Source organism: Roseovarius sp. MMSF_3298, assembly GCF_030733705.1.
GTDB classification, from domain to species: domain Bacteria; phylum Pseudomonadota; class Alphaproteobacteria; order Rhodobacterales; family Rhodobacteraceae; genus Roseovarius; species Roseovarius confluentis.
On record NZ_JASHIN010000002.1, the window covers coordinates 148,178 to 169,148 of the forward strand.

Sequence of the window (20,971 nt, forward strand, 5' to 3'; positions counted from 1 at the left end):
CCGCATACGAAAACGGGGCCGGCCCGATGGCCCGCCCCGCCTGTGTCCGGGTTCGCCGGGACGGTTCAGAACGTGTGGACGTAGGACACGCCGAAGACCCACGGGTTGATCTTGGCCTTGCCGATGTCCACGCCGTTCAGTTTCACGTCGCTTTCGATGTTCATCCAACGCACGTCTGTCCGCAGGGCACCATGCTCGGAGACCCTGTAGTCAAGGCCCGCGTGCAGGGCGAGCCCCCAGCTGTCGTCGAGGTCGAGGCTGTTGCCGGCGAGCGGGCCGACGGCCTTGTCCTCGGTGAAGGTGGTATAGTTGATGCCCGCGCCGATGAAGGGTGTGACGTTGCCTTTGTTGGTGAAGTGATATTGCAGCGAGAGCGTGGGCGGCAGGTGCTTGACCTCGCCGATCTTGACGCCGCCGGAGTCAATGTCATGGGCGAAGGGCCAGGCGGCCAGAAGTTCGATCCCGAGGTTGTCGGCGATGAAGTATTCGCCGGTCAGCGAGAGCGAGTAGCCGTTTTCGACGCTGATCGGCGTCGGGCCGGCGAGCACGCCGTTTCCGCTTTCGGGGATGACGCCGGCGAGGCCGACGCCGAGAGAGACGTCGCCACGCTCCTGCGCGAAGGCCGGAACCGCGCCGGCGACGAGTGCTGCGAGTGCGAGGGCGGTGAGATGTTTCATGGTCTTTCCACTTCTGAGTTGTTTGAGCGGAAGATGACGCGGGCCGGGCTAAACCGCCTTGATGTATGTCAAAATCGCAGCGAGCGCGCAGGGCGTTGCAAATATATCACTGTGCTTTGCGGTGCAGCGGGGGCGCGGCCCCAACAGATGAGTGCGAAAGGAGTGGCGGGATGAAGATTTCCTCTCAGATTCTGACCGGATCGGCGGAATTCCAGGCCAACCGGGAGGCGCATCTGGACGCGCTGGTGGTGGTGGAAGAGGCCGCGCGCGCCGCGGCCGAAGGTGGCGGCGAGGCCGCGCGGGAGCGCCACAAGAGCCGAGGCAAGATGCCGCCAAGGGAACGGGTGGCGAACCTGCTGGACCCGGGCAGCCCGTTCCTGGAGGTGGGCGCGGTGGCCGCACATGGGCTTTACGACGGGGCGGCGCCCTGTGCCGGGGTGATCGCGGGCGTGGGGCGCGTGCAGGGCCGCGACTGCATGGTGGTGTGCAACGACGCCACGGTGAAGGGTGGCACGTATTACCCGATGACGGTGAAAAAGCACCTGCGGGCGCAGGAGATCGCCGAGGAATGCTGCTTGCCCTGCATATACCTGGTGGATTCGGGCGGGGCGAACCTGCCCAACCAGGACGAGGTGTTTCCGGACCGGGATCATTTCGGGCGGATTTTCTACAACCAGGCGCGGATGAGCGCGAAGGGGATTGCGCAGATCGCTGTCGTCATGGGGTCGTGCACGGCAGGCGGGGCGTATGTGCCCGCGATGAGCGACGTGACGATCATCGTGCGGGACCAGGGGACGATTTTCCTGGCAGGGCCGCCGCTGGTGAAGGCGGCGACGGGCGAGGACGTGACCGCCGAGGACCTGGGCGGCGGGGATGTGCATACGCGGCTGAGCGGCGTGGCGGATTACCTGGCCGAGGATGATGCGCATGCGCTGGCCTTGGCGCGGCGGGCCGTGGGGTCGTTGGGCGGTGGGCTGTCACCCACCCTACGGATGGAGGCGCCGGAGGAACCGGCCTATGACCCCGAGGAGATATTGGGCGTGGTGCCGGGGGATCTGCGCACGCCCTATGACATCCGCGAAGTGATCGCGCGGCTGGTGGATGGCAGCCGGTTCGACGAGTTCAAGGCGCGGTTCGGCGAGACGCTGGTGACGGGGTTTGCCCTTGTGGAGGGGTGTCCGGTGGGGATTGTCGCCAACAACGGCGTGCTGTTTTCCGAAGCCGCCCAGAAAGGCGCGCATTTCATCGAGCTGTGCAGCCAGCGCAAAGTGCCGCTGGTGTTCCTGCAGAACATCACCGGGTTCATGGTGGGCCGCCGGTACGAGAACGAGGGGATCGCGCGGCACGGAGCCAAGATGGTGACGGCCGTGGCGACGACGAGCGTGCCCAAGGTGACGATGCTGGTGGGCGGGTCGTTCGGCGCCGGGAATTACGGCATGGCGGGGCGGGCCTATCAGCCGCGGTTCCTCTGGACATGGCCCAATTCCCGCATTTCCGTGATGGGCGGCGCGCAGGCGGCGGGCGTGCTGGCCACGGTGAAGCGTGACGCGATCGAGCGCAAGGGCGGGACCTGGAGCGCCGACGAGGAGGCGGCGTTCAAGCAGCCGACGATCGACATGTTCGAGGCGCAGAGCCATCCGCTTTATGCCAGCGCACGGCTTTGGGATGACGGGATCATTGATCCGAGGAAATCGCGGCAGGTCTTGTCGCTGAGCTTGCGGGCGGCGCTGAATGCGCCGGTGGAGGAGACGCGGTTTGGCCTGTTTCGGATGTGAGGCGCGCGGGTATCGTGTGGCGGCGTCGGAGTTTGAGTATTTTGGGAACGATGAATGTGGGCGTGGGGCGCGGATGCGCGTCCGGGCCCGGATGTGACGGAGGCGGGAGCCATGTTTGACACGATCCTGATTGCCAACCGGGGCGAGATCGCCTGCCGCGTGATGGAGACGACGCGGGCCATGGGGGTGCGCTGTGTCGCGGTCTATTCCGATGCCGACCGGGCGGCGCGGCATGTGGCGCTGGCGGATGCCGCTGTGCATATCGGCGGGGCGGCGCCGGCGGAGAGCTACCTGGATGGTGCGCGGATCATCGAAGCGGCAAAGGCGACGGGGGCGAAGGCGATCCATCCGGGCTATGGCTTTCTGAGCGAGAACCCGGATTTCGTGGAGGCGGTCGAGGCGGCGGGGCTGGTCTTTATCGGGCCGTCGGCCAAGGCGATCCGGGCGATGGGGCTGAAGGATGCGGCCAAGGCGTTGATGCACGATGCCGGGGTGCCGGTGGTGCCGGGCTATCATGGCGAGGAGCAGGATCCGGGGGTCTTGGCCGAAAAGGCCGGGGAGATCGGATATCCGGTGCTGATCAAGGCCGTGGCGGGCGGCGGCGGCAAGGGGATGCGGCTGGTAGAGGAGGCCAAGAGCTTTGCCGAAGCGCTGGAGAGTGCAAAAGCCGAAGCGAAGACGGCCTTTGGCAACGCCGCTGTCCTGATCGAGAAGTATATCCAGCAGCCGCGGCATATCGAGGTGCAGGTCTTTGGCGACGGGCAGAGCGCCGTGCATCTTTTCGAGCGGGATTGCTCGTTGCAGCGGCGGCACCAGAAGGTCATCGAGGAGGCGCCAGCGCCGGGGATGACCGAGGAGGTGCGCGAGGCCATGGGCGCGGCGGCGGTGCGTGCGGCGGAGGCGATCGGCTATGCCGGGGCGGGGACGGTGGAGTTCATCGTGGACGGTGCGGATGGGCTGCGCAGCGACGGCTTTTGGTTCATGGAGATGAACACCCGGCTGCAGGTGGAGCATCCGGTGACGGAAGAGATCACCGGCGTCGACCTGGTGGAGTGGCAGTTGCGCGTGGCCGCGGGCGAGGGGCTGCCGAAGCGGCAGGAGGACCTGTCGATCAATGGCCATGCGTTCGAGGCGCGGCTCTATGCGGAGGACGTGCCAAAAGGGTTTCTGCCTGCGACGGGGTGCTTGCGGCACCTGGTGTTTCCCGAGGGGGCGCGGGCGGATACCGGGGTTCGGGCGGGGGACGAGATCAGCCCGCATTACGACCCGATGATTGCCAAGCTGACGACGCATGGGCCGACGCGGGCGGTGGCGTTGCAGCGGCTGGGCGCTGCGCTGGAAGCCACGCAGGTGGCAGGGACGGTGACGAACCTGGCTTTCCTGGGGGCGCTGGCGCGGCACGAAGCGTTTGGCCGCGGCGAGGTGGATACCGGGCTGATCGCACGGGACCTGGAGGCGTTGAGCGCGGCGCCGGAGGTGAGTGATGCCACTGTGGCGCTGGCGGCGTTGGCGAGCCTTGGCCTGTTGGACGGTGGCGGGGCGGAGACCGGGTTTGTCCTGTGGCAGCCTTTGCGGCGGAGCGTGGTGCTGCGGCGCGAGGGGGAGGAGGTGCAGGCAAAGGTGCAAAGCCTGTCCGCGGAGGCGCATGACGTGGAGGTCGGCGACAGGCGGGTCGCGGCGCGGCGCGTGGGCGGGCGCTGGCAGCTGGACGGGGCGCTGGCGCCGGAGGTGGCGGTGACGGGCGACCTGGTGACGGTCTTTGCGGGCTACGGGATCGGGTTCGACATCCTCGACCCGCTGGAGCGGGGCGAGTTTGCCGCAGGCGACGCCAGCGTGATCGAGGCGCCGATGCCCGGCATGGTCAAGGCTGTCTTTGCCGAAGCCGGGCAGGAAGTGGCCAAGGGCGACCGGCTGGCCGTGCTGGAAGCGATGAAGATGGAGCACAGCCTGCTGGCCCCGCGCGACGGGGTGGTGGCCGAGGTGCTGGCCGATGCGGGCACACAGGTGGAGGCCGGGGCGGCGCTGATCCGGCTGGAGGAGGACGCGGAGGCGGCGGCGTGACGGATGGTTTGCGGCTGACGGGCTATCACTTTGGCGTCTGTATGCGCAGCGTGCGGATGGGGTTGGCGGCGAAGGGGTTGACGCACGACTTTGACGAGGGTGATCCTTTTGGAGAAGGCGCCGAGGCTTTGACCCGGCTGCAAACGTTTGGCCGGAGTCCCGTGTTGGAGGCGAGGGCGCTCCGGCGCATTGAAGCTGGCACAATGGCACCTGTGGCCGATGCTGGATTATTTTGACATGGTGCCGGGCAGGGAGGAGAGGATCGCCGCAGGATCCGCGTTGGCGGCGTGGTGCGGATGGATGCAAACCTGCCCCGCGGCGCAAGCGACGCGTCCGGTGCTGACCAAGGAGACGATGGCGTGATTGTCCTGCACCATGTGCCGCAAAGCCGCTCGATGCGGGTGTTGTGGCTGCTGAACGAGTTGGAAGGCGTCGAGTTTCGCGTGGTGACCCATGCGTTCGACAAGAGCCTGCGCCAGCCGGAATTCCTGAGCCTGTCGCCGGCGGGGCGCGTGCCCGCGCTGGAGATCGAGGGCGAGCGGATGTTCGAATCGGGCGCGATGATTGAATACCTGTGCGAGAAGTTTCCCGAGCGCGGGATGGGGCGGATGCCCGGCGACATGGACCGGATGGCCTATCTGGTCTGGTTGAATTTCGCCGAGACGGTGAGCCAGCATGTCGCGATCCTGACCCAGCAGCATATCGTGCTGCGCGAGGATCACATGCGCAGCCCGACGGTGATGCAGCTGGAGGCGGCGCGGCTGCGCAAATGCTATGGCGCCATCGAGGCGCGGCTGAGCACGCCGGTGGAGAACCGCGATTACCTGCTGACCGGGGGCTATTCGGCCTGCGATATCGCCGTGGGGCAGGCGGTGTACATGGCGCAGCATTTCGCCACGCTGGACGGCTTTCCCGAGACGGCGAAATGGTACGAAAGGCTGACCGAGCGGGCGGCGTTCCAGGCGGCGCTGCCCGAGGAGAGCGGCGCGCGGATATACGAGCAGGCGTTCTATGCGGCGCCGGAGGAGGACGCGGGTGTCTGAACGGGTCGAGATCTTCGAGGTCGGGCCGCGCGACGGGTTGCAGAACGAAAAGCGCGAGATATCCGTGGCCGAGAAGGTGGCGCTGATCGACTGCCTGAGCGGCGCGGGGTTTTCCCGGATCGAGGTGGCGAGTTTCGTCAGCCCCAAATGGGTGCCGCAGATGGCCGGCTCGGCCGAGGTGCTGGCGGGGATCACCCGTGTGCCGGGGGTGAGCTATGCCGCGCTGACGCCCAACATGCGTGGTTTCCAGGATGCGATGGCGGCGGCGGCGAACGAGGTGGCGATCTTCGGGTCCGCCTCGGAAGGGTTTTCCAAGGCCAATATCAACGCCACGATCGAGGAGAGCCTGGAGCGCTTTGCCCCGGTGGCCGAGGCCGCGCGGGAGGTGGGCGTGCCTTTGCGCGGCTATGTCTCCTGCGTGACGGATTGCCCTTATGATGGGCGCGTTGCGCCCGACCAGGTGGCCGAGGTGGCGGGGCGGCTTTACGAGATGGGGTGTTACGAGATCAGCCTGGGCGACACGGTCGGGCAGGGCACGCCGGAGAGCATCGGCGCCATGCTGCGGGCGGTGACGCAGGTGGTGCCGGCGGAGAAGCTGGCGGGGCATTACCATGATACCGCAGGCCGGGCGCTGGACAATATCGAGATGTCGCTGCAACACGGGGTACGCGTGTTCGACGCCGCCGTCGGAGGGCTGGGGGGCTGTCCCTATGCGCCGGGGGCCAAGGGGAACGTGGCGACCGAAAAGGTACATAACCGGCTGGTGTCGCTGGGATACGACACGGGGCTGGACCGGGATGTTCTGGCGCGGGCGGCGGAGATGGCGCGCGCGATGCGGACCGGGTGACAAGAATTTTCGAAAATTCTTGTCAAAATTCTTGGAAGAATTTTGGCGCGGGGAGAGGACGGATGTACGAAACGGTGAGGATCGAGCGGGACGACCGCGGCGTGGCGACGCTCTGGCTGGATCGGGCGGAGAAGCACAACGCTTTGTCTGCGCGGATGATCGCAGAGCTGCACGCGGCCGCACAGACGCTGGGCGCGGACGAGAGTGTGCGCGTGGTGGTGATGGCCGCGGAAGGCAAGACATTCTGTGCCGGGGGCGACCTTGGCTGGATGCGCGACCAGTTCGCGGCCGATCCCGAGACGCGGGCCGCGGAGGCGGGCAAGCTGGCCTACATGTTGCAGGCGCTCAACACGCTGCCCAAGCCGCTGATCGCGCGGGTGCATGGCAACGCGTTCGGCGGCGGGCTGGGCATGATCTCGGTCTGTGACGTCGCGGTGGGCGCGGACAGCGTGCAGATGGCCTGCACCGAGACGCGGCTGGGGCTGATCCCGGCCACCATCGGGCCTTATGTCGCGGCGCGGACGGGCGAGGCTAAGGCGCGCCGGTTTTTCATGTCGGGGCGGCGGTTCGATGCCGCCGAAGCGGTCCGGCTGGACCTTTTGGCCCGCGCGGTGCCGCAGGATGCGCTGGATCAGGCCATCGAGGAAGAGGTTGCGCCCTACCTGGACTGCGCGCCCGAGGCCGTGGCGCAGGCCAAGAGCCTGTTGCGTCGGCTGGGACCGAAGATCGACACGGACGTGATCGACGACACGATCGAGGCGCTCAGCGCCTGCTGGGCGGGCGCGGAGGCGCAGGCCGGTATCTCGGCGTTTTTCGACAAGCGGGAGCCGCCTTGGCGCGGCGGTGACTGACCGGCGAAAATACCGCCGAATTTAACGAAAAATCAACTTTTCTGCCGCCTTCTGAGCCCCGTGGGGCCGGAAAGGACGGTTATGAAGCGCATTCTGCAACGTCTCGGAGCTTTGGAAACGGCGATGCTGTGCGTCGCGCTGTGCTGGTTCTCGGCTGGTTTCGCCGCGACCGAGGAGGGTATTTACGCGACGGCGGACGGCCGATTGCGCGCCGATCTGCGCTATTCCGAACGGGTTTTCGACCGCCAGAACGACGTGACCAACAAGGTGGCGCGACTTCTGCGGGCCCGGGCCAAAGGACAGGTGCGGGAGGGATCGCTTACCTTTGGCGGGCGGCTGATCGCCACGCAGATTTCCGAGCGCACGGACACGCCCGGCAAGTTTCCCATCCTGTCGCGCCTGCCGCCGACGCATACGCGCGGCACGTCCGACAGCTATGGCGTGATCAACGAGATCTCGCTCAATGCCACGCTGGCGCTGCCGTGGGTGACGGGCTTTGTACAGGGCGAGTTCACCGAGGTCGAATATCCCGGGCAGGACGATGTGCAGCTGCGCAAGTACATGGTAATTTTCGGGGATCTGAACCGGTCGCCCTTTTACCTGGCGGTCGGGCGCAAGACGTTGAGTTTCGGTAATTTTGCCAGCTACGCACCGTTCACCCACACCCATTCCAGCCATTATTTCTGGGCCCAGAGCGAAGACCCGGTGATCGAACTCGGGTATGTCACCGACCGGTCCGAGTTCAGTTTTACCCTGATTCCGGCGCATCGCGGCAACCGGGTGATCAGCAGCCCGAGGAACGATGGCGCGCTGTCGAATTTCACGTTGAACGGATCGCATCGGTTCGGAACCGCGCCGGGACATGACCTGACGGTCGGGGGCGGCTTTTTACGCGGGTCGATCTATGACAGCACCATCGCGCATCACCCGCCGGGGCGGGGGATCAATCGCTTCTGGAACGAGCTGTGGGACGTCAACCTGACCTGGAGCGGGCCGCGATTCGACGTGCAGGCGGAGTTCACGCGCTCGATGCATGGCTGGCCCGCGACGGGGCACCACGTGCAGGCGACGACGCTGCAGGCGCGGTGGCACCGCGAACTGGCCGGCAACCCGATCACCTGGTCGGTTTCCGCCAGCCGGGGGGTGCAGGGCACCGACGGCACCGAATGGGAACGGATGGAGCAGGTGATCCTGGGCGTCGAGTACGAGGCCACGCGGCATGTCACGCTGGGGGCGGAGTACATGTACAACGCAGGCTTTGTGCCGCTGATCCTGCCGACAATCACCGGCGACAGGTCGGTTGAGTCGCACACGCTGATCGCCGGGCTGAAGCTGACGTTCTGACCGGGGCAGGCTGAAGGGGCGCGCGGCGCAGAGCGGTATGCGTCGCGATCCGGGCCTGTTTGTGCCCCCGAAGTGCCGGGGCGTTTCGCGCGCGAACCGGGACGCGTCAATTTGTCTGGTACACCAGAAACCACCTATTACCGATACAGCAGCGTATTCGCGGAATTTTTGGCGTCGAAGGGCGCGCGAAATCACGTCTCGCTTGGTTGACCCTGCCCCGGGGCAGCGGTAAACCCTCACGAGTACTGTACGCCAATCTTATGCGCGGTCCGCCTTGATGGCACGGCGCGCATGAAAGGAGCCACACGTGGAAGAGATGCTGAGGGAGTACCTCCCTGTTCTCGTTCTTCTGGGTATCGCCATCGGTCTCGGACTGGTCCTGATCCTCGCCGCGGTCGTTCTGGCCGTGCGGCACCCCGACCCGGAAAAGGTCAGTGCCTACGAATGCGGCTTCAACGCCTTCGACGACGCGCGGATGAAGTTCGATGTCCGATTTTACCTTGTCTCGATCCTGTTCATCATCTTCGATCTTGAGATTGCGATGTTGTTTCCCTGGGCGGTTGCCTTCGCGGATCTCAGCATGACGGCGTTCTGGTCGATGATGGTCTTCCTGGCGGTACTGACGGCCGGGTTTGCCTATGAATGGCGGAAAGGGGCGATGGAATGGCAGTAGAGGACAAGACCGCGCACACCGCCGATGACGAGATGGTCACCGAGGTGCAGAGCGAAGGGTACCAGTCTCCGCGGATCAAGACCGGGCCGTCGAGCCAGGTGCCGCTGGAGGCCTATGCCGACGACTACCAGCGCGACACCGCCACGCAGGCGCTGAACCGCGAATTGCAGGACAAGGGATTCCTCGTCACCTCGACCGAGGACATCATCAACTGGGCCCGCACCGGCAGCCTGCACTGGATGACTTTCGGTCTGGCCTGCTGTGCCGTCGAGATGATGCACACCTCGATGCCGCGCTATGACCTGGAACGGTTCGGCACGGCGCCGCGCGCCAGCCCGCGCCAGTCGGACCTGATGATCGTGGCCGGTACGCTGACCAACAAGATGGCGCCGGCGCTGCGCAAGGTCTATGACCAGATGCCCGAGCCGCGCTACGTGATCAGCATGGGCTCCTGCGCCAATGGCGGGGGATACTATCACTACAGCTATTCGGTGGTGCGCGGCTGTGACCGGATCGTGCCGGTGGATGTCTACGTGCCCGGTTGCCCGCCCACGGCGGAGGCGCTGGTCTATGGCATCATGCAGCTGCAACGCAAGATCCGGCGCACCGGGACGATCGTGCGCTGAGGCGCCTTTGGGGGATGCAAGATGACTGACGCGCTGACCGAACTTGGAACCCATATCGAAAGCCGCCGGCCCGATTGCGTGGCCGGCTGGTCGGTGGATCATGGCGAGCTGAACGTGACCGTGGCCTTGACCAGCATCAAGGGACTGGTGGAATTCCTGAAGACCGATCCGAACTGCCGCTTTTCGACGTTGGTGGACATCACGGCGGTGGATTACCCGGACCGGCCCAAGCGGTTCGACGTGGTCTACCATTTCCTGAGCATGTACCAGAACCAGCGCATCCGCCTGCGCGTTGCGGTGCGCGAAGAGGACATGGTGCCGTCGATCACCGATATCCACCCGTCGGCCAACTGGTTCGAACGCGAGGTGTTCGACATGTACGGCGTGCTGTTCAGCGGCCACCCGGACCTGCGGCGCATCCTGACCGACTATGGGTTCCGCGGCTTCCCGCTGCGCAAGGATTTTCCGACCACGGGCTATACGGAAGTGCGCTATGACGAAGTGCAGAAACGCGTGGTCTACGAGCCGGTGAACCTGACGCAGGAATACCGGCAGTTCGATTTCATGAGTCCGTGGGAGGGTGCCGACTATATCCTTCCGGGCGACGAGAAAACCGACGAGAAGGCCAAGTGAGCCGGGGCGGAATATGGGGCAGCCGACATGGTCTGGGTGATACTGTTCATGGCGGCGTTCGTGGTCCCGTTCTGGAAGCTGCTGCCGGGCTACGGCATCGCCAGCCCATGGGCGCTGGTGGCGATCTTTCCGCTGGGCGCACTGGCGCTTTTGTACCTGATGGCGTTCGGCCCGCGCGCGGACGATAGAGGATAAGGAGACCAAGGATGATGGACGGCTCCAACACGATGACGAAGGGCTTTGCCGACGCCGAGACCGGCGAGCAGAAGATCCGTAACTTCAACATCAACTTCGGCCCGCAGCACCCGGCGGCGCACGGCGTGTTGCGCCTTGTGCTGGAGCTGGACGGCGAGATCGTGGAACGCTGCGATCCCCACATTGGCTTGCTGCACCGTGGCACCGAGAAGCTGATGGAGAGCCGGACATACCTGCAGAACCTGCCCTATTTCGACCGGCTGGACTACGTGGCGCCGATGAACCAGGAGCACGCCTGGTGCCTGGCGATCGAGAAGCTGACCGGCGTCGAGGTGCCGCGCCGCGCGAGCCTGATCCGGGTGCTGTTTTCCGAGATCGGGCGAATCCTGAGCCACCTTCTGAACGTCACGACGCAGGCGATGGACGTGGGCGCGCTGACCCCGCCGCTGTGGGGCTTCGAGGAACGCGAGAAGCTGATGATCTTCTACGAGCGGGCCTGTGGCGCGCGGCTGCACGCGGCCTATTTCCGGCCCGGTGGCGTGCACCAGGACCTTCCGCCGGAGTTGCTGGACGATATCGAGACCTGGGCGCGGGACGAATTTCCGAAGTTCATGGACGATATCGACGGGCTGCTGACGGAGAACCGCATCTTCAAGCAGCGTAACGCCGATATCGGCGTCGTCAGCCAGCAGGAGGCGCTGGACTGGGGCTTTTCCGGCGTGATGGTCCGCGGCAGCGGGATGGCGTGGGACCTGCGCCGGTCGCAGCCCTATGAATGCTACGACGAGTTCGATTTCCAGATCCCCGTCGGCAAGAACGGCGACTGCTATGACCGCTATCTGATCCGGATGGAGGAGATGCGCCAGTCGGCGTCGATCATGCTGCAGGCGATCGAGAAGCTCCGCGTGCCCGAGGGGCAGGGCGATATCCTGTCCCGCGGCAAGGTCACGCCGCCCAAGCGGGGCGAGATGAAGACCTCGATGGAGGCCCTTATCCATCACTTCAAGCTGTATACCGAAGGCTTCCACGTGCCGGAGGGCGAGGTTTACGCCGCCGTCGAGGCGCCCAAGGGGGAATTCGGCGTCTACCTGGTGTCGGACGGCACCAACAAGCCCTATCGCGCCAAGCTGCGCGCGCCGGGCTACCTGCATTTGCAGGCGATGGACCATGTTGCGAGCGGGCACCAGCTGGCCGACGTGGCGGCGATCATCGGGACGATGGACGTGGTCTTTGGGGAGATCGACCGCTAGGCGGGACAACGGATATTGACCCTGTAGAAGAATAAGGCCGAAACAGGGGCGGCGAAGGTTCGGAGAGACGACAAGATGAAGACAAAATTCGGTTTGATGGGCGCCATTGCGGCGATGGGGATCGTCGCAGGCTGCACCGCGCCGCCCGAGGGGACGGGCGAGCAGGACGTGGCCAAGTTCCAGGTGGCGGTGGCCAGCATTGGCTGCACCCTGAAGACCGAGGGGGATTACCTGCCGGTCGAATTGCAGACCGGCCTGACCCGCGAGCAATCGACCCAGATGGCCGCCTACATGGTCACCACCGAACGCGCCGTGCGCCTTGAGGGCGGCGGCATCCGAATGACGACAGGAGCGTGCGCAGCCTGATGCTGAGACGTCTACACAGAGAACAACCCGAGAGCTTTGCCTTCACGCCCGACAACCAGGCGTGGGCCGAGGCGCAGATCTCGAAATATCCCGAAGGGCGCCAGGCGAGCGCCATCATCCCGCTTTTGTGGCGGGCGCAGGAGCAGGAAGGCTGGCTGACACGCCCGGCGATCGAGCATATCGCCGAGATGCTGGAGATGGCGCATATCCGGGCGCTGGAAGTGGCCAGCTTTTATTTCATGTTCCAGCTGTCTCCGGTCGGCAGCGTGGCGCATTTCCAGATTTGCGGCACCACGTCCTGCATGATCTGCGGGGCCGAGGACCTGATCGGGGTGTGTCGTGAAAAGATCTCGGACAAGCCGCATACGGTCAGCGACGACGGCAAGTTCAGCTGGGAAGAGGTGGAGTGCCTTGGGGCCTGTGCCAATGCGCCGATGGCGCAGATCGGCAAGGATTACTACGAGGACCTGACCGCCGAGCGGTTTGCCGAGATGATCGACGAGTTCGCCGCCGGCAAGGTGCCGGTGCCGGGGCCGCAGAACGGGCGCTATGCGTCCGAGCCGCTGGCCGGTCTGACGACGCTGAAAGAGTTCGACTCGGGTCACACGAAATACAATGGCTCGGTCCAGCGTGCGGTGGATCTGGACGACACGATCAAGCGGATCGACGGCAGCGAGGTGCCGCTGGTGGCGCCGTGGCGCGAGCATGGTGCGAACCATCAGCCCGCGCCGCCGAAAGTGAAACTGAACGAGTCGCCCGCCAACCCGGGGCTGAAGGCGCCGAAACCCGACCGCTCGGAAGGCCGGCCCGCCGACGATACCGGTACGACCAAGGCCGAGGCGCCCGCCAAGAGCAAGGCCAACCCGGTGTCCAAGGACGAACCGGCTGGCGACGACAAGAGCAAGAGGGCCAAGGCCAAGGCGCCCGCAGCGGCAACCGAAGACGCGGGCACCAAGCCCGAGACGATGGACGCGCCGCGCGACGGCGGGGCGGATGACCTGAAGATGATCAAGGGCGTGGGGCCGAAGCTGGAGCAACTTCTGCACTCTATGGGCTTTTACCATTTCGATCAGATCGCTGCATGGGGGCCGCAGGAAGTGGCCTGGGTGGATCAGAACCTGGAAGGGTTCAAGGGCCGCGTGAGCCGGGACGACTGGGTCGCCCAGGCGAAAACTCTGGCCGATGGCGGAACGACGGATTTTTCGAAGAAAGTCAAAAAGGGGGACGTCTACTAGACGATCTTCACGCCAAAGGGAGTTGAGCCATGTTCGATGATATACTGAAGTCACAGTGCAAGCTGGTATGCTTGGGCGTCGGTTTTGCAGCGGGGATCATCGCGATCTACGCTGCGATCGGCAAAGTCGGGATCTTCGCGGCGCTTCTGCTGGGGCTTGCGATGGGCGTGTTCATGGCGTTGGTTCTGTTGCAGATCTTCTGCACCGGCGAGAACGCGGACCTGGGGCAGTTGGAGGAAATGCCCGAGGGAACTGCGACAGCGGCTTCATCTGGCGGCAAGCCCTCCGGCCCGCCGAAGGCGAATGCACCGAAGGACCGGGGCACGCCCGCGCCGAATGCGCCCGTGCCCAACCCGCCGAAACCGAATCCGCCGGTGGGCACCGAGCCCGAGCCGATCCTGCCGAACAAGGCCGATCCTTTGAACGCGCGCACGGGCACGAGCGCCGCGGCGGCGGGAACCGACAAGGTCGCGATGCGGGCCGAGACGCATTCCGGCGGGAACGATGCCGCCACGGCGCAGGATCCGACCTTTACCTCGGCCTCGACGGATGCAGAGGCGGGGGCCAAAGTAGATCCCGCGCCGAAGGCGCCTAAGCCTGAGAAAAAGGCCAATACCAAGAAGGCGGCGGCCAAGCCGAAGGCGAAGACGAAGACCGCGGACGCCGCCGAAGAGGATGTGGGCACCAAGCCCTCGACGCTGTCCGGCCCGCGCGGTGGAAGCGCCGACAACCTGAAGGAAATCAAGGGCGTCGGTCCGAAGCTGGAAGGCGTGCTGCACGACATGGGGTTCTACCATTTCGACCAGATTGCCAACTGGACCTCTGACGAGGTGGCATGGGTCGACGCGAACCTTATCGGCTTCAAGGGCCGGGTGAGCCGCGACAACTGGATCGATCAGGCGAAAACCCTGGCGGCGGGCGGCGATACCGAGTTCTCGAAGCGCGTGGACAAGGGTGATGTTTACTGAATGAGCGAGGCGAATGAGCGACCGAAACTCAGTGTCGAAAAAGGGCCGACGCGCCGGGCTGGTGATTGCCGGCACGGGCGTGTTCTGGGTGCTGGTCACCCTGATCGGCGAGAAGGAGGGGTTCAGCACCGAGCTGCGCCTCGCCTTCGACCTTGTGGCACTGGCGGGGTTCCTGTTCGCCTTCTGGCTCATCTATCAAATCTGGCGCGACAGCCGGGGAAACTAGGGGTTATCTGATGCTGGACGATCAGGATCGTATCTTTACCAATCTCTACGGGATGCACGACCGCAGCCTGAAGGGCGCGCAGGCGCGTGGCCATTGGGACGGGACCAAGACCATCCTCGAGAACGGGCGCGAGTGGATCGTCGAACAGATGAAGGCCAGCGGGCTGCGCGGCCGGGGCGGCGCGGGCTTCCCGACCGGGCTCAAGTGGTCCTTCATGCCCAAGGAAAGCGACGGGCGGCCCGCCTACCTGGTGGTCAATGCCGACGAGTCCGAGCCGGGCACCTGCAAGGACCGCGAGATCATGCGCCACGATCCGCATACGCTGATCGAGGGGTGCCTGATCGCCAGCTACGCGATGCAGGCCCACGCCTGTTACATCTATATCCGCGGTGAATATATCCGCGAGAAGGAAGCGTTGCAGGCGGCGATCGACGAGGCCTACGAGGCCGGGCTGATCGGCAAGAACGCCTGCAAGTCGGGTTATGATTTTGACCTGTACCTTGCGCATGGCGCGGGGGCGTATATCTGCGGCGAGGAAACCGCGCTGCTGGAAAGCCTTGAAGGCAAGAAGGGCATGCCCCGGATGAAGCCGCCGTTTCCGGCCGGGGCGGGGCTTTATGGCTGTCCCACGACGGTGAACAACGTGGAGAGCATCGCGGTCGTGCCGACGATCCTGCGGCGCGGGGCGGACTGGTTCGCCGGCTTCGGACGGCCCAACAACGCGGGCACCAAGATTTTCGCCGTGTCGGGCCATGTGAACAACCCCTGCGTGGTCGAGGACGCGATGTCGATCAGCTTTGAAGAGTTGATCGACAAGCATTGCGGCGGCATTCGCGGCGGGTGGGACAACCTGAAAGCGGTCATTCCCGGTGGTTCGTCGGTTCCGTGCGTGCGCGGCGAGAACATGAAGGACGCGATCATGGATTTCGACGCGCTGCGCGAGGTCGGATCGAGCCTGGGGACCGCGGCGGTGATCGTGATGGACAAGAACACGGACATCATCAAGGCGATCTGGCGGCTGTCGAAATTCTACAAGCACGAAAGCTGTGGGCAATGCACGCCCTGCCGCGAGGGCACGGGCTGGATGATGCGGGTGATGGACCGGCTGGTGCGCGGCGAGGCGGAGGTCGAGGAGATCGACATGCTGTTCGACGTCACCAAGCAGGTCGAGGGTCATACGATCTGTGCCCTGGGCGATGCGGCGGCCTGGCCGATCCAGGGCCTGATCCGCAACTTCCGCGACGAGATCGAGGACCGGATCAAGGCGCAGCGCACCGGCAAGGTGTCTGCGGTGGCGGCGGAGTAAGGAACCGATGCCCGGCACACCTCATCTTGCGCAATTGAATGTCGGACGGCTTGTCGCGCCCACGGATGACCCGCGCGTGGCGGAGTTCATGGGCGCGCTGGACCGTGTGAACGGCATGGGCAAGCGGATGCCGGGGTTCGTGTGGATGATGGAAGGCTCGGGCGAGCCTGGCACGGGCAACACCGAGACCAGCATCGGGGGGGATCCGCAGTTCGTGGCCAACCTGACCGTGTGGGAAGATGCGGCGAGCCTGGAGAATTTCGTTTGGAACACCGTGCATCGGCAGTTCTATGAACGCCGCGCGGAATGGTTCGAGGTGATGGGCGAGATGCATTTCGTCATGTGGTGGGTGCCGCAGGGGCACCGGCCGACATTGGACGAGGGGTTGGAACGGCTGGAGCGCCGGAAGGCGGAAGGCGACAGTGACCATGCCTTTGGCTGGTCTCACCTGGAAGAGGCCCGGTTGTGGCAGACCCGCGGCTGCGCCCCTGTGGCGGCGGAATGACAAGAATGGAAGGCCAGAGAGCGTGACCAGGATGACGACATTGAAAAACGGGGCGCGGGCCCTTGTGCTGGTGCTGATGGCCGGCGCGATGGTTGCGGGGTGTAACCGGACCACCGAACGGGTCACGTTCAACGGGGTGTTCTACAAGCAGAAGTCCAAGGCGGCCTCGCGTGACAACCGCGAGCGGTTCGTCGTGACCGTGCCGCGCGTCAACCGCGGCTATGACGGCGCGCTGGCGGCGGGGGCCTACGAGGGCAAACGGTACTGCGTGCAGAATTTCGGCACCTCGGAGGTGGAGTGGTACATCAGCCCGCTGGCGCCGCGCGGCACGGTACAACCCAATGGCAACAAGCTGACCTTCACGGGGAAATGTGTGCTGTGGTAATTTCCTCTTTCATATCAAAGGCATGGGGCGGCTGTTATTGCATAACAGCGCCGCTGGGGACCATCTGCGCAGCAGATGGCGCGGCGGATGGTCCGGGCGCCCTTGTGAGAGGAAGACAGATATGAAACGTGTATCGAGCAAGATCGTTGGTCTGGCCCTTGGCGCGGCCCTGACGGCGGCAGCACTGCCCGCACAGGCGGGACTGAAGGACGAGGCCGGGATCAACCAGGGGCTGCTCTATCTTGCGGCAGCCGACAAGATCCGCCGCGAGTGCGGCAGCATCGGCGGGCGGCTGTTCCGGGCGCAATCCTATGCCAGCGCGCTGAAGAAAGCGGCGGCGGAGCGCGGTTATAGCGAGGCCGAGATCGATGCGTATATCAACAACGACGCCAACAAGGCGGCCATGCGCGAGCGGCGCAACGCGTATTTCAAATCGAAAGGGGCCAGCAACCTTGACCCCGCCAGCCTGTGTGTTCTGGGCCAAGCCGAAATGGCGAATGGCAGCCAGATCGGGCAGCTACTGAGAGCAAAGTGAGAATTCATGTCTGACCTTCGCAAAATCATCATCGACGATCAGGAAGTGGAAGTGGACGGGGCGATGACCCTGATCCAGGCCTGCGAGCAGGTGGGGATCGAGATCCCGCGGTTCTGCTACCACGAGCGGTTGTCGATCGCGGGCAACTGCCGGATGTGTCTTGTGGAGGTTGTCGGCGGGCCGCCGAAACCGGCGGCCAGCTGCGCCATGCAGGTGCGCGACCTGCGGCCCGGCCCCGAAGGCCAGCCGCCGGTCGTGCGCACCAACAGCCCGATGGTCAAGAAGGCCCGGGAAGGCGTGATGGAGTTCCTGCTGATCAACCACCCGCTGGACTGCCCGATCTGCGACCAGGGCGGCGAGTGCGATTTGCAGGACCAGGCAATGGCTTATGGCGTGGACTTCAGCCGTTATCGCGAGCCGAAGCGGGCCACCGAGGACCTGAACCTGGGCCCGCTGGTGGAAACCCACATGACGCGCTGCATTTCCTGCACCCGCTGCGTGCGCTTCACCACCGAGGTGGCCGGTATCAACCAGATGGGCCAGACCGGCCGGGGCGAGGATGCCGAGATCACCGCCTACCTGGGCGAGACGCTGGACAGCAACATGCAAGGCAACATCATCGACCTGTGCCCGGTCGGGGCGTTGGTCAGCAAGCCTTATGCGTTCACTGCCCGTCCGTGGGAGCTGACCAAGACGGAAACCATCGACGTGATGGATGCGCTGGGGTCCAACATCCGGGTGGACACCAAGGGGCGCGAAGTGATGCGCATCCTGCCGCGCAACCATGACGGCGTGAACGAGGAATGGATCTCGGACAAGACGCGGTTCGTGTGGGACGGGCTGCGCCGTCAGCGGCTGGACAAGCCCTTTATCCGCGAGAACGGCAAGCTGCGTCCGGCCACCTGGCCCGAGGCGTTGGGCAAGGCCGCTGCGGCCATGAAAGGCAAGACCGTGGCCGGCCTCGTGGGCGACCTGGTGCCGATGGAGGCGGCGTTCGCGCTGCGCCAGCTGGTCGAAGGCCAGGGCGGGCGCGTGGAATGCCGCACCGACGGCGCGCACCTGGTGCCGGGCAACCGCTCGGCCTATGTGGGCACGGCGCGCATCGAGGAGATCGACACGGCGAGGAAGATCGTCCTGATCGGAACCGATCCGGGCGTTGAGGCGCCTGTGCTGAACGCGCGCATCCGCAAGGCGTGGCTGCGTGGGGCCGAGGTGGTGCATGCCGGGCAACCTGCGGAGCTGACCTTTGACGCGACCGAGCTGGGAGCGCGCAACCGGGTGCTGCCGCAACTTCTGTCCGAGGCCAAGGAGACCGAGGACGCGATCGTGATCATCGGGCAGGGCGCGTTGATCGGTGATGGCGGGCCTGCGGCGCTGAGCATGGCGATGCAACTGACCGAGAAAATGGGTGCCAAGATGCTGGTCCTGCACACCGCCGCCTCCCGCGTGGGCGCGATGGATGCGGGCTGTGTGACCGACGGCGGGATTACCGCCGCGCTGGACGGCGCTGACGTGATCTATAACCTGGGCGCAGACGAGATCGAGATCGCGGAGGGGCCGCTGGTCATCTACCAGGGCAGCCATGGCGACAGGGGCGCGCATCGCGCCGACATTATCCTGCCCGCCGCGGCCTATCCCGAGGAACAGGGCGTCTTCGTGAACACCGAAGGGCGTCCGCAGCTGGCGCTGCGCGCCGGGCACCCGCCGGGCGAGGCCAAGGAGAACTGGGCGATCCTGCGGGCGCTGTCGGGCGAGATGGGCGCGGTGCTGCCCTTTGACAGCCTGGCGCAGCTGCGCCGCGCGTTGATCGAGGAGGTGCCGCATGTCGCACAGATCGACGCGGTGCCCGAGAACGAATGGACCATGGTGGACAAGGTCGAGCCGTCGTCGGGCTCCATCGGGGCCGCACTGGGCAATCACTATCTGACAAACCCGATTGCCCGGGCCAGCGCGCTGATGGCAGAACTGAGCGCAAACGCCAAGGACCGCCGCGAAGAGCCGGTGGCCGCGGAATGACGCAAGCCGCGCTTGGCATATGGGCGCTGTCGGTCATGGCTTTCGCGGGCCTGGCCGCCTGTGCGGCGCCGGGCGCTGACCCCGAGGAGGCGTTCGACCCAGAGTATCGGGGCATCGAGACGCGCCTTCTGGACGGGGACCTGGTGAATTTCCGTGTGGAAATGGCCGGGGCGCGGACAGCCGAGGACGTCAGCCAATACGCCGAATGCGCGGCGGCGGAGTACACGCTGATCCGGGGATACGGATTTGCGCGCCACGTGCGCACGAATGTGGACGAACGGGGTGGCATCTGGACCGCAGATGCGGTTTACACCATCTCGCCGACGCTGCCCGGTGGCATCATAAGGATCGACGCGGAAGTCGTGGCCGCCAGTTGCGCAGAGAACGGGATACCGACGGTATGAGGGACGAATGGCTGAATTTCTGACAACCCCGCTTGGGACCTTTGTCCTGATCATGGCGCAGTGCCTTGCGGTGGTGGGCTTCGTGATGGTGTCGCTGCTGTTTCTGGTCTATGGCGACCGCAAGATCTGGGCCGCGGTGCAGATGCGGCGAGGGCCGAACGTGGTGGGGGTCTATGGCCTGTTGCAGACGGTGGCCGACGCGCTGAAATACGTGCTCAAGGAAGTCGTCGTGCCAGCGGGCGCGGACCGTACCGTGTTCATGATGGCGCCGATGGCGAGCTTCGTGCTGGCGGTGCTGGCCTGGGCGGTGATTCCGCTCAATGACGGCTGGGTCCTGTCGGATATCAACGTCGCGGTCCTCTTTGTCTTTGCCGTCTCGTCGCTGGAGGTTTACGGCGTGATCATGGGCGGCTGGGCCTCGAACTCGAAATACCCGTTCCTGGGCTCGTTGCGGTCTGCGGCACAGATGATTTCCTACGAGGTCAGCATCGGCCTGATCATCATCGGGGTGATCATCTCGACCGGCTCTTTGAGCTTCGGGTCCATCGTGGCGGCGCAGGACACGAATTTCGGCTTCTTCGGTTGGTACTGGCTGCCGCACCTGCCGATGGTGTTCCTGTTCTTCATCTCGTGCCTGGCGGAAACCAACCGCCCGCCGTTCGACCTGCCGGAGGCGGAATCGGAACTGGTGGCGGGCTACCAGGTGGAATATTCCAGCACACCCTTCCTGCTGTTCATGGCCGGGGAATACATCGCGATCTTCCTGATGTGCGCGCTGACGAGCCTGCTGTTCTTCGGCGGGTGGCTTTCGCCCATTCCGGGGCTGCCGGACGGGGTGTTCTGGATGGTCACGAAGATGGCGTTCTTCTTCTTTCTCTTCGCCATGGTGAAGGCGATCACGCCGCGTTATCGCTATGACCAGCTGATGCGGATCGGCTGGAAAGTGTTCCTGCCGCTGTCGCTCGCCTGGGTCGTGATCGTGTCCTTCCTGGCGAAATTCGAAGTCTTCGGGTCGTTCTGGGCCCGCTACGCAATGGGAGGCTGACGACC

24 protein-coding genes are annotated in these 20,971 nt (G+C 65.1%); 23 read left to right on the top strand and 1 reads right to left on the bottom strand.

All coding sequences use genetic code 11. From position 1 onward, the window contains the following. Positions 1-65: 65 nt before the first annotated feature. Complete coding sequence (locus RBB18_RS02760; protein ID WP_274592059.1) at positions 66-677, bottom strand: OmpW family protein; 612 nt, start codon at positions 675-677, stop codon at positions 66-68. Between the two features lie 170 nt (positions 678-847). Between RBB18_RS02760 and RBB18_RS02765 the strand changes: the two genes are divergently transcribed. The 23 genes from RBB18_RS02765 (at position 848) to nuoH (ending at position 20,966) form a co-directional block, all read left to right on the top strand. Further along, positions 848-2,452 (top strand): carboxyl transferase domain-containing protein, encoded by a 1,605-nt coding sequence (locus tag RBB18_RS02765; RefSeq protein WP_306111735.1) that lies wholly within the window; start codon positions 848-850, stop codon positions 2,450-2,452. A 111-nt stretch (positions 2,453-2,563) separates the two neighbouring features. Then, positions 2,564-4,513, top strand: coding sequence for a biotin carboxylase N-terminal domain-containing protein (locus tag RBB18_RS02770; RefSeq protein WP_306121235.1), 1,950 nt, complete (start codon positions 2,564-2,566; stop codon positions 4,511-4,513). Between the two features lie 189 nt (positions 4,514-4,702). Continuing rightward, on the top strand, positions 4,703-4,876 hold the full coding sequence (locus RBB18_RS02775; protein WP_306110605.1) for a hypothetical protein: 174 nt from the start codon (positions 4,703-4,705) through the stop codon (positions 4,874-4,876). Beyond that, positions 4,873-5,556 carry a glutathione S-transferase family protein gene (locus RBB18_RS02780; protein ID WP_306110604.1) on the top strand — a complete coding sequence of 228 codons (684 nt, stop codon included), beginning with the start codon at positions 4,873-4,875 and terminating at the stop codon, positions 5,554-5,556. Before RBB18_RS02775 ends, RBB18_RS02780 begins: the two co-directional genes overlap by 4 nt. Then, positions 5,549-6,403, top strand: coding sequence for a hydroxymethylglutaryl-CoA lyase (locus RBB18_RS02785; RefSeq protein ID WP_103761529.1), 855 nt, complete (start codon positions 5,549-5,551; stop codon positions 6,401-6,403). Before RBB18_RS02780 ends, RBB18_RS02785 begins: the two co-directional genes overlap by 8 nt. Before the next feature lie 62 nt (positions 6,404-6,465). Beyond that, positions 6,466-7,254 (top strand): crotonase/enoyl-CoA hydratase family protein, encoded by a 789-nt coding sequence (locus tag RBB18_RS02790; protein ID WP_274592053.1) that lies wholly within the window; start codon positions 6,466-6,468, stop codon positions 7,252-7,254. Positions 7,255-7,335: 81 nt separating this feature from the next. After that, positions 7,336-8,598, top strand: a complete 1,263-nt coding sequence (locus tag RBB18_RS02795) for a hypothetical protein (RefSeq protein ID WP_306110603.1) — start codon at positions 7,336-7,338, stop codon at positions 8,596-8,598. Positions 8,599-8,905: 307 nt separating this feature from the next. Then, a complete protein-coding gene (locus RBB18_RS02800) occupies positions 8,906-9,271 on the top strand; it encodes an NADH-quinone oxidoreductase subunit A (RefSeq protein WP_057789898.1) in 366 nt (121 codons plus the stop codon). Then, a complete protein-coding gene (locus RBB18_RS02805) occupies positions 9,262-9,897 on the top strand; it encodes an NADH-quinone oxidoreductase subunit B family protein (RefSeq protein WP_245890373.1) in 636 nt (211 codons plus the stop codon). Before RBB18_RS02800 ends, RBB18_RS02805 begins: the two co-directional genes overlap by 10 nt. Positions 9,898-9,918: 21 nt before the next feature. Beyond that, positions 9,919-10,530 (top strand): NADH-quinone oxidoreductase subunit C, encoded by a 612-nt coding sequence (locus RBB18_RS02810; protein ID WP_103761526.1) that lies wholly within the window; start codon positions 9,919-9,921, stop codon positions 10,528-10,530. 27 nt (positions 10,531-10,557) lie between these two features. Beyond that, positions 10,558-10,725 (top strand): hypothetical protein, encoded by a 168-nt coding sequence (locus RBB18_RS02815; protein ID WP_274592051.1) that lies wholly within the window; start codon positions 10,558-10,560, stop codon positions 10,723-10,725. A gap of 11 nt (positions 10,726-10,736) precedes the next feature. Then, positions 10,737-11,975 (top strand): NADH-quinone oxidoreductase subunit D, encoded by a 1,239-nt coding sequence (locus RBB18_RS02820; protein WP_306110602.1) that lies wholly within the window; start codon positions 10,737-10,739, stop codon positions 11,973-11,975. Positions 11,976-12,050: 75 nt separating this feature from the next. Then, positions 12,051-12,341 carry a hypothetical protein gene (locus RBB18_RS02825; protein ID WP_245890372.1) on the top strand — a complete coding sequence of 97 codons (291 nt, stop codon included), beginning with the start codon at positions 12,051-12,053 and terminating at the stop codon, positions 12,339-12,341. Beyond that, positions 12,341-13,576 (top strand): NADH-quinone oxidoreductase subunit E, encoded by a 1,236-nt coding sequence (locus tag RBB18_RS02830; RefSeq protein WP_306110601.1) that lies wholly within the window; start codon positions 12,341-12,343, stop codon positions 13,574-13,576. Before RBB18_RS02825 ends, RBB18_RS02830 begins: the two co-directional genes overlap by 1 nt. A 29-nt stretch (positions 13,577-13,605) precedes the next feature. Further along, a complete protein-coding gene (locus RBB18_RS02835) occupies positions 13,606-14,544 on the top strand; it encodes a hypothetical protein (RefSeq protein WP_306110600.1) in 939 nt (312 codons plus the stop codon). A gap of 13 nt (positions 14,545-14,557) precedes the next feature. Continuing rightward, positions 14,558-14,770 (top strand): DUF5337 domain-containing protein, encoded by a 213-nt coding sequence (locus RBB18_RS02840; RefSeq protein ID WP_103761522.1) that lies wholly within the window; start codon positions 14,558-14,560, stop codon positions 14,768-14,770. Between the two features lie 10 nt (positions 14,771-14,780). Then, positions 14,781-16,076 (top strand): NADH-quinone oxidoreductase subunit NuoF, encoded by a 1,296-nt coding sequence (gene nuoF, locus RBB18_RS02845; protein WP_103761521.1) that lies wholly within the window; start codon positions 14,781-14,783, stop codon positions 16,074-16,076. A 7-nt stretch (positions 16,077-16,083) separates the two neighbouring features. Beyond that, positions 16,084-16,581, top strand: a complete 498-nt coding sequence (locus RBB18_RS02850; RefSeq protein WP_306110599.1) for a DUF3291 domain-containing protein — start codon at positions 16,084-16,086, stop codon at positions 16,579-16,581. A 31-nt stretch (positions 16,582-16,612) separates the two neighbouring features. Further along, positions 16,613-16,966, top strand: coding sequence for a hypothetical protein (locus RBB18_RS02855; RefSeq protein ID WP_103761519.1), 354 nt, complete (start codon positions 16,613-16,615; stop codon positions 16,964-16,966). A gap of 121 nt (positions 16,967-17,087) precedes the next feature. Continuing rightward, entirely contained in the window at positions 17,088-17,501 is a 414-nt protein-coding gene (locus RBB18_RS02860) for a DUF5333 domain-containing protein (RefSeq protein ID WP_103761518.1), read from the top strand. 6 nt (positions 17,502-17,507) lie between these two features. Continuing rightward, positions 17,508-19,517, top strand: a complete 2,010-nt coding sequence (gene nuoG, locus RBB18_RS02865; RefSeq protein ID WP_306110598.1) for an NADH-quinone oxidoreductase subunit NuoG — start codon at positions 17,508-17,510, stop codon at positions 19,515-19,517. Further along, a complete protein-coding gene (locus RBB18_RS02870; RefSeq protein ID WP_371931576.1) occupies positions 19,514-19,921 on the top strand; it encodes a hypothetical protein in 408 nt (135 codons plus the stop codon). Before nuoG ends, RBB18_RS02870 begins: the two co-directional genes overlap by 4 nt. 7 nt (positions 19,922-19,928) lie before the next feature. Then, positions 19,929-20,966, top strand: coding sequence for an NADH-quinone oxidoreductase subunit NuoH (nuoH, locus tag RBB18_RS02875; RefSeq protein WP_306110597.1), 1,038 nt, complete (start codon positions 19,929-19,931; stop codon positions 20,964-20,966). Positions 20,967-20,971 lie beyond the last annotated feature (5 nt).